Raw genomic sequence first — 15,243 nt, 5'->3', positions numbered from 1 at the left:
CATGCTGACACAAGATCAGATTGGCAAGTTCCGGACGGACGGATACCTCGTGGTCGAGGATGTAATTCCCGGCGATGTCCTGGATCGGGTACAGGCCGAATACTCGGATGTCCTGAACCGGCTCTATGACGGTTGGTACAACAAAGGGCTGGTCAAGAACGAGCCGTCGAGAATGACCTTCTGGGACAAACTTCTGTCCGCCTATCAGGCCGGTTGCGACTATTTCCAGCCGCTGGACATCTCGCTGCCCGGTGATCGGATCATGGCGGACACACCGTTACATATTGGGCCCGCAGTGTTCGACTTGCTGACGGCCCAGCCCATGCTTGACGTTGTCGAGCAGTTGATCGGGCCAGAGTTGGTCAGCAATCCGATCCAGCACGTTCGGCTGAAGCCCCCTGCCCTTAAGCTGTGCAAGGACGAGGTGCGCGCGCATATCACCGCAACGGACTGGCATCAGGACCGGGCGGTTGCGTTGGAGGATGCGGACCAGACCGACATGGTCACGGTTTGGATTGCCGTCAACGATGCAACGGTTGAAAACGGCTGCTTGCAAGTGCTGCCAAAGGCACAAGACCAATCCATCCTGCCGCATTGCGCGCGGACACAGACAGGCATTGCCGACGGGTTCATTGACGAAGACCGAGCCGTGCCCCTTCCTGTCAAGGCAGGCGGGATCATCCTGTTTCACCCTCTGACGCCACATGCTTCGCTGGTCAATGAAACGGACCGGTTCCGCTGGTCGTTCGACATCCGCTTCAGTGCGACAGGCCAACCCACCGGTCGAGATCATTTCCCCAGCTTCATCGCGAGGTCCAGATCGCACCCCGAAACCGAGCTGCGAGATTGGCGCGTCTGCAAGTCCAACTGGGAAGCGGCACGAGCAAGGCTGTCCGGACAGCCGCATATAGATATTCACCGTTGGACATCGGACTCGCCGTTCTGCGCCTAGCTGCTGCCGCCAAGAAAGCTGATTATGACTTTTGTACGTTTAGATCGAACGGATAGCGTGGTGGTTGCAACTCGGCCGCTGGAGGCCGGTAGTATGGTCGAAGATGTCTCGACCAATGCGCGCATCCCCTCGGGACACAAGGTCGCCACGCGTATGCTTGCACCCGGTGATCCGGTCAGAAAATACGCCCAGATTATCGGTTACGCCACCCAACGGATCGAACCTGGCGACCATGTGCACACCCACAATATCGAGTTCCGTAATACCAGCGTGGACTACGAGTTTGCGACGGACCACCGGCCCATGAAACCCGCCACCTCGGTCGATACGTTCATGGGCTACCACCGGGACAACGGTCGGTTCGGTACGCGCAATTACATCGCGGTTCTGACCACCGTGAACTGTTCGGCGACTGCGGCCCGCATGATTGCCAACCACTTCACACCGGACAAGCTGGCAGAGTTTCCGAACGTCGACGGCGTGGTTGCCTTTGTCCACGGAACGGGCTGCGGAATGGCCGACTCTGGCGACGGTTTCGAAGCTCTTCAACGGGTCATGTGGGGGTTTGCGAAACATCCCAACCACGCTGCTGTTCTGATGGTCGGTCTGGGCTGCGAGATGAACCAGATCGACTGGCTGTTGGACGCGTATGGGCTGAAGCAGAGCCCCACCTTCCATACGATGAACATCCAGAACGTCGCCGGATTGCGCCGGACCGTGGAAATGGGCATCAGCAAGATCAACCAGATGCTGCCCCTTGCCAATGAAGCGCGGCGCAGCGAAGCCCCGGCGTCCGAACTGATGGTTGCGCTGCAATGCGGTGGATCGGACGCTTGGTCAGGTGTGACCGCGAACCCTGCGCTCGGACATGCCTGCGACCTGTTGATTGCCCAAGGAGGCACAGGAGTCCTTGCGGAAACGCCCGAAATCTATGGAGCCGAACACCTTTTAACCCGCCGCGCCCTTGGTCGTGCAACTGGGGACAAACTGATCGGACTGATCGATTGGTGGCAGGACTATACCGCTCGCAATCACGGTTCGATGGACAACAACCCAAGCCCCGGCAACAAGCAAGGCGGTCTGACGACCATCCTTGAGAAATCGCTGGGGGCAGCGGCGAAGGGCGGAACCACCCCTTTGACCGGTGTATTCAAATACGCCGAACCCATCACCGCCAAAGGCTTCACCTTCATGGACAGCCCCGGATATGACCCGGCCTCGGTGACCGGGCAGATCGCGGCCGGGTGCAACCTTGTGTGCTTCACCACGGGACGCGGCTCTGCATTTGGGTCCAAACCGGCACCCACGCTGAAAATCGCTACTAACTCTGAGTTGGCAGCGCGCATGCCCGAAGACATGGACGTGGATGCGGGCGACATTCTGACCAAAGGTACCAGCGTCGAAGAAAAAGGACGGGAAATATACCAACGGCTGCTCCAAGTCGCCTCGGGCGCGCGGACCAAGTCCGAGGCGCAGGGCTTGGGTGACTACGAATTCGTTCCCTGGCAAATCGGAGCGGTGATGTGAAAAGGATCCTTGTAGCCGGCGGTGGATTGATCGGTATCCGCCACGTCCGCGCCGTGATTGAGCATCCCGGCTGTATGTTGGTCGGGTTGGCCGATCCAGATGGCTCGATCAAGATAGACGTGCCGCGTTTTGCTAGTGTGGACGAGGTGCAGGACCCGGTGGATGGCGTCATCATTGCGACGCCGACCCGCCTGCATGCAGAACATGGCATTCTGGCCGCATCCCGCGGTTGGCACATGCTAATCGAAAAGCCGGTTGCCGCATCAGTCGATGATGCCCTGCGCCTGAGGACGGCTGTTCGCCAGGCTAATGTCCGCAGCCTTGTAGGCCACCATCGGCGTTATCACACAACCTTGCAGCAACTGAAAGAGGTGATCGCGCAAGGTACGATCGGACAAGTTATCAACGTCTCGTTGCTGTGGGCCATGCGCAAACCCGAGAGTTATTTTGAACAGAACTGGCGGACTTTCGATGGCAGCCCAGTCATGATCAACCTGGTGCATGATATCGATGTCATGCGCTTTGTGATCGGAGAAATCTCAGATGTCGTCGCCCTGCCTGGCGCGTCGGTCCGCGTATCAGATCGGATAGAAAGCGGGGCTATCGCGATCGCGTTCGAAAACGGCGCAACGGGCACTATCAGCTTTGCCGACACCGCACCCAGCCCTTGGGGGTTTGAGGCCGGAACCGGCGAAAACCCGAACATCGGCACAACCCGACAGGACATGATGTGGATCACTGGAACCAAGGGCGCTGTAAGTTTTCCTTCCATGACCCTGTGGCGTGGTAAGGATTGGGGCACTGCGGCCCAAAAAGACCAACTTCTACCACCGAAACAGAAACGCGAGCCGCTGGAGGCCCAGTTGGATCACTTCCTTGACGTGATCGACGGCGCCTCACCGTTGATCGACGTCGAGGATGCGGCCCGGACGCTCGAGGTCACATCACGGATAGAACAGGGGCTAAAAGCGCGGTCAGCTCGAGCGCGGGCACCGACCTGAAGGAAATCCGGCCCCGGCGAAGAACCGGGCCACCCAAAAACCTATGATTACACGCCGGGCAATATGAGCATCCGAACTTCAAAACCGCCCGCGCCAGACACAAGAATGAAAACCAGAGACATTTACGGAAAGGGAAACCAATGAGCAAACCATCAATCGGGTTTATCGGCTTGGGACTAATGGGCGGAGCCATGGTGAACCGACTGTTGGACCAAGGATACTCGGTCACGGTATTGGGAAACCGCGACCGCACATACCTGGACGCCGCGATTGACCGAGGCGCCCGCGAGATGGAAAACGCCCACGAGCTGGCTCAGGCCAGTGACATCGTGATGCTGTGCATGGGTACCTCCGAACAGGTCGAGGGCCGTATGCGCGGTGCAGATGGAGTGATTTCGGGATTGAAACCCGGGGCGATCGTCATCGACTTTGGCACCTCGCTTCCAGGCAGCACACGCGCCTTGGCCGAGGAGGTTGCCGCAGCCGGCGGAAGCTATCTTGATGCGCCGCTTGGCCGTACGCCTTCGCACGCGCTAGAGGGCAAGCTCAACATTATGACTTCCGGCGACAAGGCTGCCTTTGACAAGGCCGAGCCGACACTGAAAGACTTGGGCGAAAACGTTTTTTACCTTGGCCCCGTTGGGTCCGGACACACGATCAAGCTGATCAACAACTTCTTCGGAATGACCGTCGCGAACGCAATGGCCGAAGCTTTTGCCATGGCAGATATTACCGGTGTTGACCGCAAGCAGGTGTATGACGTTATGGCCGCAGGGCCGCTGTATTCCGGAATGATGGATTTCGTCAAAGCCTACGGCGTCGAGGATGACCCAAATCAGCTGGCCTTTGCCATCAAGAACGCGGCAAAAGACCTTGGGTATTATGACCGCATGGCACACGAGGCAGGCGTTACCAGCGTGATGTCGCAGGGCGCGCTTTCGGCGCTGATTGACGCGCGCGACCACGGTCAGGCGGACGACATGGTCAGCCAGATGGTTGACTACTACGTCAAGCGTTTCAACACCTGATCGATGGCCGTCACCGCCAGCCCCACTGCGGACCTGCCGCGCCTTGGCATCATGCTGATGTTGACGGCGTGGCTATTCTTTTCGCTGGTGGATCTTGGGGCCAAGTGGTTGGCGTTGGCGGGCGTGCCGGCATTTCAGTTGGCATTCATGCGCTATGCGGGGCACTTTGTGATCTCTGTGGGCGTGATCGCCAAGGGCGGGATTGAGGCCAGCAGGTTCAAGACCGACCATCTATGGCAGGTCATTAGCCGGGCCTTGCTGCTGATCTCGGCGACCGTTTTCAATTTTTATGCCCTGCGGTTTTTGCCTCTGACCGTCGTGTCAGCAATCATGTTCTCAAGCCCGGTCATCGTGTGTTTTCTGTCCGTCTTCGTTTTGAAAGAACGCGTGGGTCCATGGCGTTGGGCGGCTATTACCCTGGGCTTTCTGGGGGTGTTGGTTGTCGTGCGGCCGTTTGGTTCAGCCTTTCATCCGACCATGCTGTTGATCGTCTACAATGCCACCGCTTTGGCCTTGTACTCGATCATGACGCGCAAGCTGTCCGGGGTTGTTGCCGTGGACACCATGCAATTCTACCTTGGGCTTACCGGGACGGTGGTTCTGCTGCCGTTCGCCATATGGTTTTGGGTCCAGCCAGAAAACACGTGGAGCCTGATTGTACTGATCGGCCTTGGCGTCTTTGGCTGGTGCGGGCATCAACTATTGACGAACGCGCATCGGTTCGGAACGGCGAACCAGTTGATGCCATTCACCTATTCGTTCCTGATCTACGTTGCGATTTGGGGCTATTTGTTCTTTGACACGGTACCGGGCGCATTCACTTTGGCAGGGGCTGCTCTAATCATGACTGCCGGTCTCATCATCTGGAAGAGAGAAAAGAAATGACGCGAATTGCCTGCATCGGCGAAGCAATGATCGAATTGTCCATGCTGGAAACCGGTGCAAATGTGGGCGTCGCGGGGGATACGCTGAACACGGCCATCTACATGCACCGCGCCGCTCCTGATCTGCAGGTGGAGTATATGACATGTCTGGGCGACGACCCGTTCTCAGGGCGCATCGCCGGCTTTATCGCCAGTCATGGAATCGGGACATCCGGCATCCGCATCATTCCGAACGCCTCTCCGGGATTATACGCAATCACGACATCTGCGGACGGTGAACGCAGCTTTACCTATTGGCGCAGCGAGGCGGCCGCCCGTCAGCTATTTGCCGATCACGACTTCAGCCCACTTAACGGTTACGACGTGCTGTACTTGTCAGGGATTTCCGTAGCCATTCTTCCGCATTCGGTGAGGCTTGCGCTTCTGGACTGGCTAGAAGGCTCTTCAGTTCGGTTGGTCTATGACAGCAATTTTCGTCCGCGTCTCTGGGACAGCGTCGAACACGCCCGGCAAATCAACCAACGGCTTTGGCAGCGTGCAGATATTGCCCTACCATCCATCGACGACGAGATGGCACTGTTCGGGGAAAGCGCGGATCAAGTGGCGGCACGCTTTGCCGATCATCACGGTGTCGGTGCATTGAAACGCGGAGAGGATGGCCCTCTGCCCATTGGTCAGAACATTGACCAAACCTATGAGCCTGCCAAAAACGTGCTGGATACCACAGCGGCGGGCGACAGTTTCAACGGTGGCTACCTCGCTGCCTTGCTGACAGGAAAATCGCAGGCCAAGGCCCTGATGGCCGGACACAATCTGGCGTCCACCGTTGTTCAGTTCCGCGGCGCGATCATTCCCGGATAAGTGACGCGAGATCCTCAGCGCCAACAAGGTCCAAAAGTGGCACTACCGGATCTGGCTGTTTGACAGCCGAGGCGATTTCCAACGCGCAAGGATCGTTCAGCGTCCTGCCCTTGGCGGTCTCGGACATGCAAAAGGAGATCCAGGCCCGCATCCCTGCAATCACCGCCTGAGAGCCGGTCTCACGGAGTGTGGGAACAAACCGATACGGCAGCTTTTGGCTGCCATCCATCGCGATTTGGTCCAGACGGTGCGCCAGCTCGAGGTTTTCAAAGCGGCGCAACAAAGCCTCGGCATAGTCCGGAACCTGTACTTGCAGTGCTGCGGGCAGCGTTGCGCCCGCATCCTTCATCAACTCGGAAACCAGCGGGCGCAAAACCGGGTCTCGAACCGCTTCGTGGACGTAGGTCAGGCCTCGCTCCAAGCCGCCATAAGCCAACAGGGAATGGGCACCGTTCAACATGCGCAGCTTTCGCATCTCGTGCGGGGCTACGTCATCGACCAGTTGCACGCCCGGCCAATCCGGGTGCGGACCGGCGAAACTGTCTTCGATAATCCACTCCGAAAACGCCTCGGTCGGAACAGCCATAGGATCGCCGCTGATTGCGCGAACGGCGTCCGTGGTAGCCGGGGTGATCCGGTCGACCATCGCGTTTGGAAAGCGAACGGCATTCCAATTCACGTCCAGGCCGGCTGCATTCGCAAAATCGGCAACTGCCATTTCGAGCGTTTTGCCGTTTTCCATGCGATTGTCACAGCTTAGCACCGTTACTGGCTTGCACCGTTCCGCAAGGCCATAAGCTAAAAAACCGATCAGCGTCACAGGCCATTGCCCTGCCAGATCGGCGGCAATCGCTGGGTCCTGAAGGTTCAGATTGCCCGCGGCGTCCAAATGGTAACCTTTCTCGGTGACGGTCGCCGAGATGATCTCGGCATCCGCCATCACATCGAAAATCTCTGTGCGATCATTGGGCACGACCAGAACGTCACGCAGAGCTTTGATGCGCCGGACGCCCTGCCCCTGTACGCACAAATCGTACTCGAAACCTTGTTGGGCCAATCCATCCCGAACCGAGGATGAACGCAGGCTGACGCCGACAACGTCCCATCCGCCAGCTTGATCCGTGTAGTCCAGCAAATGCGCCCGGGCGAAGTTTCCAAGGCCGAAGTGAAGAATTGTACCCATCTAGCTTTGCAATCCGTAAACTTGTTTCGCCAAATCGACAGCCAGCAACCGCGCAAGATGCTCAGCACTATCCCGACCGAAATAGCCGCGCGCAACCTGATCGGCCAAATGAATCGCCACTCCCCGTCGCCACAGGTCGTGCCGTGCAGGAATGGACAGAAAAGCCCGCGTGTCGTCATTGAATCCGGCCAGATTGTAATATCCGGACGTTTCAACAATCTGATCGAAATACCGCGCTATACCGGCTGGGCTGTCGTGGAACCACCAAGGCGGCCCGATCCTAAGGCACGGCCAATGTCCCGCCATGGGCGCCAGTTCACGGGCATAGGTGCTTTCGTCCAATGTGAAGAGTATGATGCGCAATTCCGCCGAGTTTCCGACCCGGTTCAAAAGCGCCTCAAGGCCCGTGACCCAATTCATCGCGATTGGAATGTCGGCCCCCTTGTCCCGTCCGAAGTCCCGCATTACCGCGTCGTTCGTGTTGCGCTTGCTGCCAGCATGTATCTGCATGGTCAGACCATCATCGATAGACATCTGCGCCATTTCGATCAGCATATGTCCATAGAACCGGCGCGCGCCCTGTTCTGTACCTTCCCGCCGTCTCAGCCGTTGGTACAGCGCATCCGGGTCGTCCAGCCACTCGGTCTGCACACGTCCGATACCGTGGTCGGTGGCCGTACAGCCCAGCTGGATGAAATAAGCCCGCCGCATCCGCAGCGCGTTGAGGTAGCCATCATAGCTGTCCAGATCGCAGCCTGTCAGCTCGGCCAACTTGTTCAGGTTCTGTACGAACTCCGGGTCCGCCCCATCCAAAACCCCGTCCGGGCGGAACGTCGGAACAACCCGCCCGCCCCAACCGCTTGCACGGATCTCCTGATGCTGTGTGAGAGTGTCGAGAGCCGAATCCGTAGTGGCCAGAACCTCGATCCCGAACCTGTCGAACAAAGCCCGCGGGCGAAAATCGGGTTGCGCCAGCTTTTCCGCGATCTTGTCGTAGATCAGATCTGCCGTACGCGAAGACAACTCCTCAGACACGCCCAGCGTTTCATGCAGCACGTAGTTCATCCAGATCCGGGAAGGCGTTCCCAGAAATAGATGCCAATGTTCGGCAAAGGTGCGGAAAACGGCGCGAGGATCCTTCTTTCGCCCCTCTTCCCCAACGCCGAGTTCCGACAAGGGAACGCCCTGCGAATAGAGCATACGGAACACGTAATGGTCGGGAACCACCAACAGCTCTGCCGGGTTGGGGAACGGCGCATCGGTTGCAAACCACCCCGGATCGCAGTGACCATGCGGAGATACGATCGGCAGGTCCCTGATGCCCAGGTACAGGTCTTCTGCCATGCCATTCAAATTACCGGTCAATTCTGCCTCCGATACTGCTGCCCGAAATTGTTAACACAGTTTTTAATGGTTGCATCTTTCCCGTTCGAACCCGCAGACTGACCGGGTGATCCGGGGGACTGAATGAATATTGCGCTGATTGGTTTGGGGATGGTTTCTGGCACGCATGTCGCCGCCATTCGGGCATCGGATCAAGGCCTCAGTATTGCCGGAGTCCTCGGGCGCAATCCTGACAAGGCAGCTGAGTTCGCGCGGCGAAACGAGACCCGCGCGTTCAGCTCGGTCGAGGAAATCGCAAACGAACCAGACGTCGACTTTGCGATCATCGCAACCCCACCTGATCAGCGCACAGAGTTGGTGCGGGTTCTTTCGACCGCTTCGAAACCGATCCTGATGGAAAAGCCCATCGAAAGAACGCTGGACGCCGCGACGGCCATTGTCGAGCAGTGCGAGGTGTCTGGTGTTCCGCTGGGCATAGTCTTTCAGCACCGCGCCCGCGCCGCTTCGCAGGCGCTGAAATCAGCCATTGAACAGGGTGAGCTGGGCGCGATCGCCACGGTGGAGATCCGTGTCCCCTGGTGGCGTGATCAGAGCTACTATGACGAGCCGGGTCGCGGCACTTACGCACGCGACGGAGGCGGTGTCATGATCTCGCAGGCAATCCACACGCTTGACCTTGCGATGTGGCTGCTGGGGCCGATCTCGGGCATTCAAGCCATGATGAGAAAAACTCCGTTACACGATCTTGAGGCCGAGGATTGGGCAGGTGCAATCCTTGAAATGGATAACGGCGCGGTGGGAACGTTGATGGCAACTACTGCCGAATATCCTGGGGCCGCTGAATCTATCACGATCCAGGGCACGCGCGCCAAAGCGCATCTGGATTCAGGTGTCCTGACCTTGACCACTTTCGATGGTCGGAAATCCACGGTTGGCGAAACGTCCGCCACAGGCGGAGGGGCCGATCCCATGGCGTTCACCCATGAATGGCACCAGACGGTTATCGAGGATTTCGCCAAGGCCGTCGCCGGTGGAACGAGGCCGCTGGCCAGCGGACGCAGTGCCCTTTTGACTCACGCCGTCATAGACGCGATGCAGATCGCCAATCGAACCGGCCAGAAAACACGAGTCGCCTCATGAGCCTGACCTGCGTCGCCCTTGGTCTGGACCACCGCCATATCTATGGCATGACGGAAAACATGCGTAAAATCGGCGTGGACTGCGTCGGCTACTGGACACAAGGCGATCCAGAAACGCTGCCGGGCTACGTCAAAAGGTTTCCCAATATTCCGCGGCTGGCCCGATTGGAAGACGCCCTAACCTGCGGGGCGGATCTAGCGCTGATTTCCGCAATTCCGGCAGATAGGGCAGCGTTGACGATTCGCGCTATGCAGAACGGCATGGATGTCATGAGCGACAAGCCGGGCTGCACGGCGTTCGAGCAACTCGACCAGATCAAGCGAACGGTTGCGGACACCGGTCGGATCTGGTCGGTGAACTTCTCGGAACGGTTCGAAACGCCCGTCAGCACCCGGGCCACCGAGTTGGTCGAGGCCGGTGCCATCGGGCGCGTGGTCCAGACGGTCGGACTTGGCCCGCACCGATTGAACCGGGCAACCCGGCCGGAGTGGTTTTTTAGGCGTGACCGCTATGGCGGAATTCTGACCGACATTGCCTCGCATCAGATCGATCAGTTCTTGCATTACACAGGTTCGGAAACCGCGGAAATCACAAACGCTTACGTGGCGAACTACGCAAACCCCAAGGATCCCGGGTTGCAGGATTTCGGAGAGCTCAATCTGCGCAGCGAGAATGGTACCGGGTATATCCGGGTTGACTGGTTTACGCCGGATGCCCTTCCGAACTGGGGGGATGGTCGTCTGACGATCCTAGGAACCGAAGGCTATATCGAGTTGCGAAAATATGTTGATGTGGGTGGGGCCTCAGGGACGGACCATCTGATCCTCGTGAATGGTGAAACCTGCCAAAAGATCGACGCATCTGACGACGGCCTTCCCTACTTTGCGCGCCTCGCCGATGACATCCGTAACCGGACCGAAACTGCAATGACGCAGACCCACTGCTTTAAGGTCATGGAACTGGCGCTACGTGCGCAGGAAATGGCGGAACGCAGATGATCAACGTTGCGATCCTTGGCGCTGGTATCGGTGCGCAACATCTGAGCGCACTGGAACGGCTTGACCGCGACTTCCGCGTAGCCGCCATGGTCGACCAGAATACGGACCGGATAGAACAGATTCGACAGAACTCGGATTTTCGCTCTCTGACCAATATTCAGGACGCGCTGGATGATCCGGCGATTGATGTCATCGACATCTGCCTACCGCCCCATCTGCATGTACCGACCACCCTTTCGGCACTGGCCGCAGGAAAACACGTTGTCTGCGAAAAGCCTCTTGCGACCTCGATGCGGGATGTGGATCGGATCACGGCAGCCGCACGCAACGCGGGCAAGCATGTGTTTCCGGTTTTTCAATACCGGTGGGGCCCATCACTGGCCCAACTGCGCCACCTGCAACGCGCAGGCCTGACCGGAGCGGTCCAAACTGCCGCGCTTGAAACCCATTGGTCCCGAGGGGCGGACTATTACGCGGTGCCGTGGCGGGGAACATGGGCCGGTGAACGCGGCGGCGCGGTTCTGGGCCATGCCATCCACAACCATGATCTGCTGACACATATCGCGGGCGATATCGCCTGGGTGTCTGCAATGACCACAACGCGGGTCAACCCGATCGAGACCGAAGACTGTGCCGCAATCTGCTTTGGCATGGCTTCCGGAGCCTTGTGCACAAGCAATATCACCCTGGGCGCTGCCACGGACGAAACCCGCCTGCGGTTCGTCTTTGAAAAACTGACCGCCACTTCTGGCACCGAACCCTATGCCCCGGGTCAAACGCCCTGGTCATTCGTCGCGCGGGACCCGGCGGATCAAGCCGCTATCGACGCGGCTCTTGCAGCCGCCGCTGCCGAGCCAACGGGGTTCGAAGGGTTTTTTGCCGAAGTCGGCAAAGCGCTGCGGTCCGAGGCAAATTCGGCCGTTACGCTGAAGGATGGCGCTGCGTCCATCGGCCTTGTTACGGCGATTTATCACGCGGCGCGCACCGGGCAGCGCGTTGCCCTTCCCATCAGGCCCGATCACCCGCTGTATGAAGGATGGCTGCCATGAAACAATGCTGGCGTTGGTTCGGACCCGAGGATCCGATCGCCCTGGCCGATCTCCATCAGGTCGGGGTTCAGGGAATCGTCACCGCGCTGCATCACATCCCGCCCGGACAGCCTTGGGATGAACAGAGCATCGCCGACCGGCAGGCCGTTCTGGCCGCGGCCGGGTACAGTTGGGACGTTGTCGAAAGCCTGCCCGTATCGGAGGCGATCAAGACGCAGTCGGCAGACATGGCCGAGCATCTGCAGGTGTACAAGTCCAGCCTCAGGGCCCTGTCCGTCCGTGGCGTCAAAGTTGTTTGCTACAACTTCATGCCGATCCTGGATTGGACGCGCACCGCCCTTCGTGCCCCACAGCCGCATGGCGGAACGGCCATGCTGTTCGACCTGACCGATTTCGCAGTTTTTGACATACATATTCTCGAACGTCCGGGCGCGTCCGAAGACTATTCCGGCGACGTCCGCCAAGCGGCCAAGGATCGCTTCATGCGCATGTCGGATGTCTCCAAGGCCCAGTTGCAGCACAATGTCACCGCGGGGCTGCCCGGCGCCAACGATCAGTGGAGCGTAGAGGACGTGCGCGGCTTGCTGCAGACATATGCCGAGATAGACCGTGACCGGCTGCGCGCAAACCTCATCGACTTCCTGTCTGAAGTCGCCCCGGTCGCCCAAGAATTGGGTTTGCGCTTGTGCTGTCATCCCGATGATCCACCCTTCTCGTTGCTCGGTCTGCCGCGGGTCATGTCCAGTACCGAGGACTACGGCGCCGTACTGGATGCGGTTGATATGCCCGCGAACGGCGCAACCTTGTGTACCGGATCGCTTGGTGTTTCCTCCGAATTCGATGGGCCGGACTTCGTGCGCCGGCATGGCGGCCGGATTCACTTTGTCCATCTTCGGAATACCCGACGCATCGCGGGGTCGGACAGCCAGAAGCCGGATTTCTATGAGGCTCCGCATCTGGAGGGCGACACCGACATGGTCGGAACCATTCGCGAGCTGATGAACGAACAACGCCGCCGCAAATCTCAAGGACGTAGTGACTGGCAAATTCCGATGCGACCCGACCACGGACAAGAGCTGCTGAGCGATCTGGGCGGACACAGCACTCCCGGCTATCCGCTGATCGGACGAATGCGCGGGCTGGCGGAGCTGCGCGGCATCATGACGGCGTTTTCCTGACACGTCTGATGCGGCAGTTTCTTTCCGCCCGTATCACTTCTTTGCTTGCCTGAGCGCCGCAATATTCGTTTACTTACGGTACGTAAACGGGCAGCGGGGTGTCTTCCGGACTCGCCCGACGTCTGTTCAAGACGCGTGAAACTCCCGCGAAAACCGATGCCTTATGGCATCATTTTTCGAAACGTCTGCCAGACGGAAATGGCGGAAAAACGGGAGGACTTCAAATGAAAACAGCAGGTGTAATCGGTCTTGGCGACATGGGCAGCGGCCTTGCCAAGAACCTGATCAAGAATGGCTTTGAAACATCCGGTTTCGACCTGAGCGAGACACGCATGACCGCATTTTCCGACATGGGCGGCCTGGCCAAGGACAGCGTGGGTCAGGTCGGCCGTCACGCCGCCAGCGTGTTTGTCATGGTGATGAACGGAGATCAGGCCCGCGATGTCATTCTGGGTGAAAACGGCCTGGTTGCGAACATGGCCAAAGGCGGAACGGTCATCCTGTCGGCGACCATTACTCCGGCCGAAGCACGCGCAATCGGGCAAGACATGGAGAGTTCGGGCATCCACCTGATCGACACTCCGGTCTCGGGTGGGTTTCCCGGCGCGCAGAACGGCACTTTGACGATGATGGCTGCCGGTGCCGCGGATGTGCTGGATCGAAATGCCGAAGTCATGCAGGCAGTGTCGGCAACCATCCACCGGGTCGGAGAAAACGCCGGTGACGGGCAAACCGTGAAAGCCTGCCTGCAATCACTGATCGGATCGATCTTTTCCGCCACATTCGAGGCTGCGGCCCTTGCGGCCAAAGCCGGTGTCAGTGGTCAGGCAATACTTGATGTGTTCTCCTCATCCAGCGCGGGGTGCGGCGTCGTGAATACCGCCCTTGAAAACATCATTGATCGCAAGTTCGAGGCCACCGGTAGCCATATCGCAACCATGCACAAGGACCTGACTATCTCGCTGGCACTGGCCGGTTCGTTGGGCGTTCCAATGCACACAGCGTCATCCGCAATGCAGATCTTTCACGCAGGAAAAACCAAATACCCGAACGGCGACAACTGGGTGTGTACTCAGGTCATCGAAGAGATCGTTGGCGCAGAATTGCATCGCTGAGGGGGGACGAACATGAAACTTGGTGTGATTTGCGACGGCATTTCCCGCGAACTGCGGCATGCCGTGGACGTAATGGACGAATTCGGTCTGGACTATGCAGAGCTTCAGTTCGTTGGAGATACGGAGGTCGGGGACCATTCCCCGCAGGAAATTGCCGAGATCGACGCGCTTTTGCGCGACCGGGGCAAGCCTGTGTCATGTCTGTCTCGCCATATCTTTGCGGGGATGACAGCTGCCAACAGGCCCGGCGACAACCTGCACACTCGGCACATGGACGCTTTGAAACGCGTGATCGACATGGCGCATGTAGTTGGGGCGCCGCTGGTTCGGATCATGACGCCACGAAAAGAGCAGATACTCTGGGGAAAAAACGGCGCCGAGAAGTGGAACGTGGCGCATGGGGTATGGGACACGATGCCGCCTCTGATCGCGCCGGCGGTTGAACTAGCAAGAGCTGAGAGGGTGACGCTTGTCGTGGAAACTGGAAACGGCACGCTGGTCAATTCCAACTATACAGCCCGAAAGCTGATTGACGAGTTGGACGCAAAAGACACTTTGAAAGTGCTGTGGGACCCCGGAAACAACTGCTGGTGCCATGAACTGGCATACCCGAACGGTTATGAAGAACTGCGTGGCGGCTACTTGGGTCACATTCACATCAAGGACGTAAAGGTCGACACGCCGCGGGCAACGCTGGAAGTGCGCCGCATGGGGGAAGGTCAGCTTGCGCCTCTGTTCCAACCCATCGCGGACGCGCTCAGATCCGACGGCTATGATGGCGTCATTTCTTTCGAGAGCGTTTATCATCCCGGCAACGGAAACTTCGAAGATGGGTTTCGTCTGTGTGTGGACAGGTTCAAAAGCCTGTTCGCATGAATGAAGCGCCATTGTACTTTACAAATCATATGCTTAAGCCTCAAAGTTGAATGCCGAATGGGGTGCGGAAAGCTGGGCGCATTCGCGCAAAATCAAGGAAAGGATCT

The 15,243-nt window shown here is 58.5% G+C and carries 13 protein-coding genes and 1 pseudogene; 12 read left to right on the top strand and 2 right to left on the bottom strand.

The window, feature by feature from the left end; genetic code table 11:
- Window position 1: 1 nt before the first annotated feature.
- The 6 genes and pseudogenes from AC2FFB_RS12095 to AC2FFB_RS12070 all read left to right on the top strand — a co-directional run bounded on the left by AC2FFB_RS12095 (window position 2) and on the right by AC2FFB_RS12070 (window position 6,253).
- Window positions 2-952, top strand: coding sequence for a phytanoyl-CoA dioxygenase family protein (locus tag AC2FFB_RS12095; RefSeq protein ID WP_142634772.1), 951 nt, complete (start codon window positions 2-4; stop codon window positions 950-952).
- A gap of 24 nt (window positions 953-976) precedes the next feature.
- Window positions 977-2,479 carry a UxaA family hydrolase gene (locus tag AC2FFB_RS12090; RefSeq protein ID WP_142634774.1) on the top strand — a complete coding sequence of 501 codons (1,503 nt, stop codon included), beginning with the start codon at window positions 977-979 and terminating at the stop codon, window positions 2,477-2,479.
- Window positions 2,476-3,480 carry a Gfo/Idh/MocA family protein gene (locus tag AC2FFB_RS12085; RefSeq protein ID WP_496874950.1) on the top strand — a complete coding sequence of 335 codons (1,005 nt, stop codon included), beginning with the start codon at window positions 2,476-2,478 and terminating at the stop codon, window positions 3,478-3,480. The genes AC2FFB_RS12090 and AC2FFB_RS12085 overlap by 4 nt, the downstream gene beginning before the upstream one ends.
- Window positions 3,481-3,578: 98 nt before the next feature.
- Window positions 3,579-4,508 (top strand): annotated as a pseudogene (locus tag AC2FFB_RS12080) (NAD(P)-dependent oxidoreductase); the annotation flags it as partial.
- Between the two features lie 3 nt (window positions 4,509-4,511).
- A complete protein-coding gene (locus AC2FFB_RS12075; RefSeq protein ID WP_496874949.1) occupies window positions 4,512-5,393 on the top strand; it encodes a DMT family transporter in 882 nt (293 codons plus the stop codon).
- Window positions 5,390-6,253: a sugar kinase gene (locus AC2FFB_RS12070; RefSeq protein WP_496713121.1), complete on the top strand. Its 864-nt coding sequence runs from the start codon at window positions 5,390-5,392 to the stop codon at window positions 6,251-6,253. The genes AC2FFB_RS12075 and AC2FFB_RS12070 overlap by 4 nt, the downstream gene beginning before the upstream one ends.
- Here the strand turns inward: AC2FFB_RS12070 and AC2FFB_RS12065 are convergent.
- Together AC2FFB_RS12065 and uxaC are read right to left on the bottom strand one after the other, a co-directional pair.
- Window positions 6,240-7,436 carry a mannitol dehydrogenase family protein gene (locus AC2FFB_RS12065; RefSeq protein WP_496713119.1) on the bottom strand — a complete coding sequence of 399 codons (1,197 nt, stop codon included), beginning with the start codon at window positions 7,434-7,436 and terminating at the stop codon, window positions 6,240-6,242. The two genes, AC2FFB_RS12070 and AC2FFB_RS12065, sit on opposite strands and share 14 nt — an antisense overlap.
- Window positions 7,437-8,780 (bottom strand): glucuronate isomerase, encoded by a 1,344-nt coding sequence (gene uxaC / locus AC2FFB_RS12060; RefSeq protein ID WP_496713171.1) that lies wholly within the window; start codon window positions 8,778-8,780, stop codon window positions 7,437-7,439.
- Window positions 8,781-8,903: 123 nt separating this feature from the next.
- On the opposite strand from uxaC, the gene AC2FFB_RS12055 reads away from it, so the two are divergent.
- The 6 genes from AC2FFB_RS12055 to AC2FFB_RS12030 all read left to right on the top strand — a co-directional run bounded on the left by AC2FFB_RS12055 (window position 8,904) and on the right by AC2FFB_RS12030 (window position 15,136).
- Window positions 8,904-9,920: a Gfo/Idh/MocA family protein gene (locus tag AC2FFB_RS12055; protein ID WP_496713118.1), complete on the top strand. Its 1,017-nt coding sequence runs from the start codon at window positions 8,904-8,906 to the stop codon at window positions 9,918-9,920.
- Window positions 9,917-10,918, top strand: a complete 1,002-nt coding sequence (locus AC2FFB_RS12050; protein ID WP_496874948.1) for a Gfo/Idh/MocA family protein — start codon at window positions 9,917-9,919, stop codon at window positions 10,916-10,918. Before AC2FFB_RS12055 ends, AC2FFB_RS12050 begins: the two co-directional genes overlap by 4 nt.
- Complete coding sequence (locus tag AC2FFB_RS12045) at window positions 10,915-11,967, top strand: Gfo/Idh/MocA family protein (protein ID WP_496874947.1); 1,053 nt, start codon at window positions 10,915-10,917, stop codon at window positions 11,965-11,967. Before AC2FFB_RS12050 ends, AC2FFB_RS12045 begins: the two co-directional genes overlap by 4 nt.
- On the top strand, window positions 11,964-13,145 hold the full coding sequence (gene uxuA, locus AC2FFB_RS12040; protein WP_496874946.1) for a mannonate dehydratase: 1,182 nt from the start codon (window positions 11,964-11,966) through the stop codon (window positions 13,143-13,145). The genes AC2FFB_RS12045 and uxuA overlap by 4 nt, the downstream gene beginning before the upstream one ends.
- A 224-nt stretch (window positions 13,146-13,369) precedes the next feature.
- A complete protein-coding gene (locus AC2FFB_RS12035) occupies window positions 13,370-14,260 on the top strand; it encodes an NAD(P)-dependent oxidoreductase (protein ID WP_496874945.1) in 891 nt (296 codons plus the stop codon).
- A 12-nt stretch (window positions 14,261-14,272) separates the two neighbouring features.
- Window positions 14,273-15,136, top strand: a complete 864-nt coding sequence (locus AC2FFB_RS12030) for a sugar phosphate isomerase/epimerase family protein (protein WP_496874944.1) — start codon at window positions 14,273-14,275, stop codon at window positions 15,134-15,136.
- The last annotated feature ends 107 nt before the right edge of the window (window positions 15,137-15,243 follow it).

Source organism: Ruegeria sp. YTSA219 (assembly GCF_059609985.1).
Note: the sequence above shows the minus strand (reverse complement) of the source record. Positions and strands in the feature narration are given on the sequence as shown.

Excerpts from the sequence above, each read along its gene's own strand:
- AC2FFB_RS12095 (WP_142634772.1), top strand. The coding sequence starts at position 2 with ATGCTGACACAAGATCAGATTGGCAAGTTCCGGACGGACGGATACCTC.
- AC2FFB_RS12090 (WP_142634774.1), top strand. The coding sequence starts at position 977 with ATGACTTTTGTACGTTTAGATCGAACGGATAGCGTGGTGGTTGCAACT.
- AC2FFB_RS12075 (WP_496874949.1), top strand. The coding sequence starts at position 4,512 with ATGGCCGTCACCGCCAGCCCCACTGCGGACCTGCCGCGCCTTGGCATC.
- AC2FFB_RS12070 (WP_496713121.1), top strand. The coding sequence starts at position 5,390 with ATGACGCGAATTGCCTGCATCGGCGAAGCAATGATCGAATTGTCCATG.
- AC2FFB_RS12065 (WP_496713119.1), bottom strand. The coding sequence starts at position 7,436 with ATGGGTACAATTCTTCACTTCGGCCTTGGAAACTTCGCCCGGGCGCAT.
- uxaC (WP_496713171.1), bottom strand. The coding sequence starts at position 8,780 with ATGGCAGAAGACCTGTACCTGGGCATCAGGGACCTGCCGATCGTATCT.
- AC2FFB_RS12055 (WP_496713118.1), top strand. The coding sequence starts at position 8,904 with ATGAATATTGCGCTGATTGGTTTGGGGATGGTTTCTGGCACGCATGTC.
- AC2FFB_RS12050 (WP_496874948.1), top strand. The coding sequence starts at position 9,917 with ATGAGCCTGACCTGCGTCGCCCTTGGTCTGGACCACCGCCATATCTAT.
- AC2FFB_RS12045 (WP_496874947.1), top strand. The coding sequence starts at position 10,915 with ATGATCAACGTTGCGATCCTTGGCGCTGGTATCGGTGCGCAACATCTG.
- uxuA (WP_496874946.1), top strand. The coding sequence starts at position 11,964 with ATGAAACAATGCTGGCGTTGGTTCGGACCCGAGGATCCGATCGCCCTG.
- AC2FFB_RS12035 (WP_496874945.1), top strand. The coding sequence starts at position 13,370 with ATGAAAACAGCAGGTGTAATCGGTCTTGGCGACATGGGCAGCGGCCTT.
- AC2FFB_RS12030 (WP_496874944.1), top strand. The coding sequence starts at position 14,273 with ATGAAACTTGGTGTGATTTGCGACGGCATTTCCCGCGAACTGCGGCAT.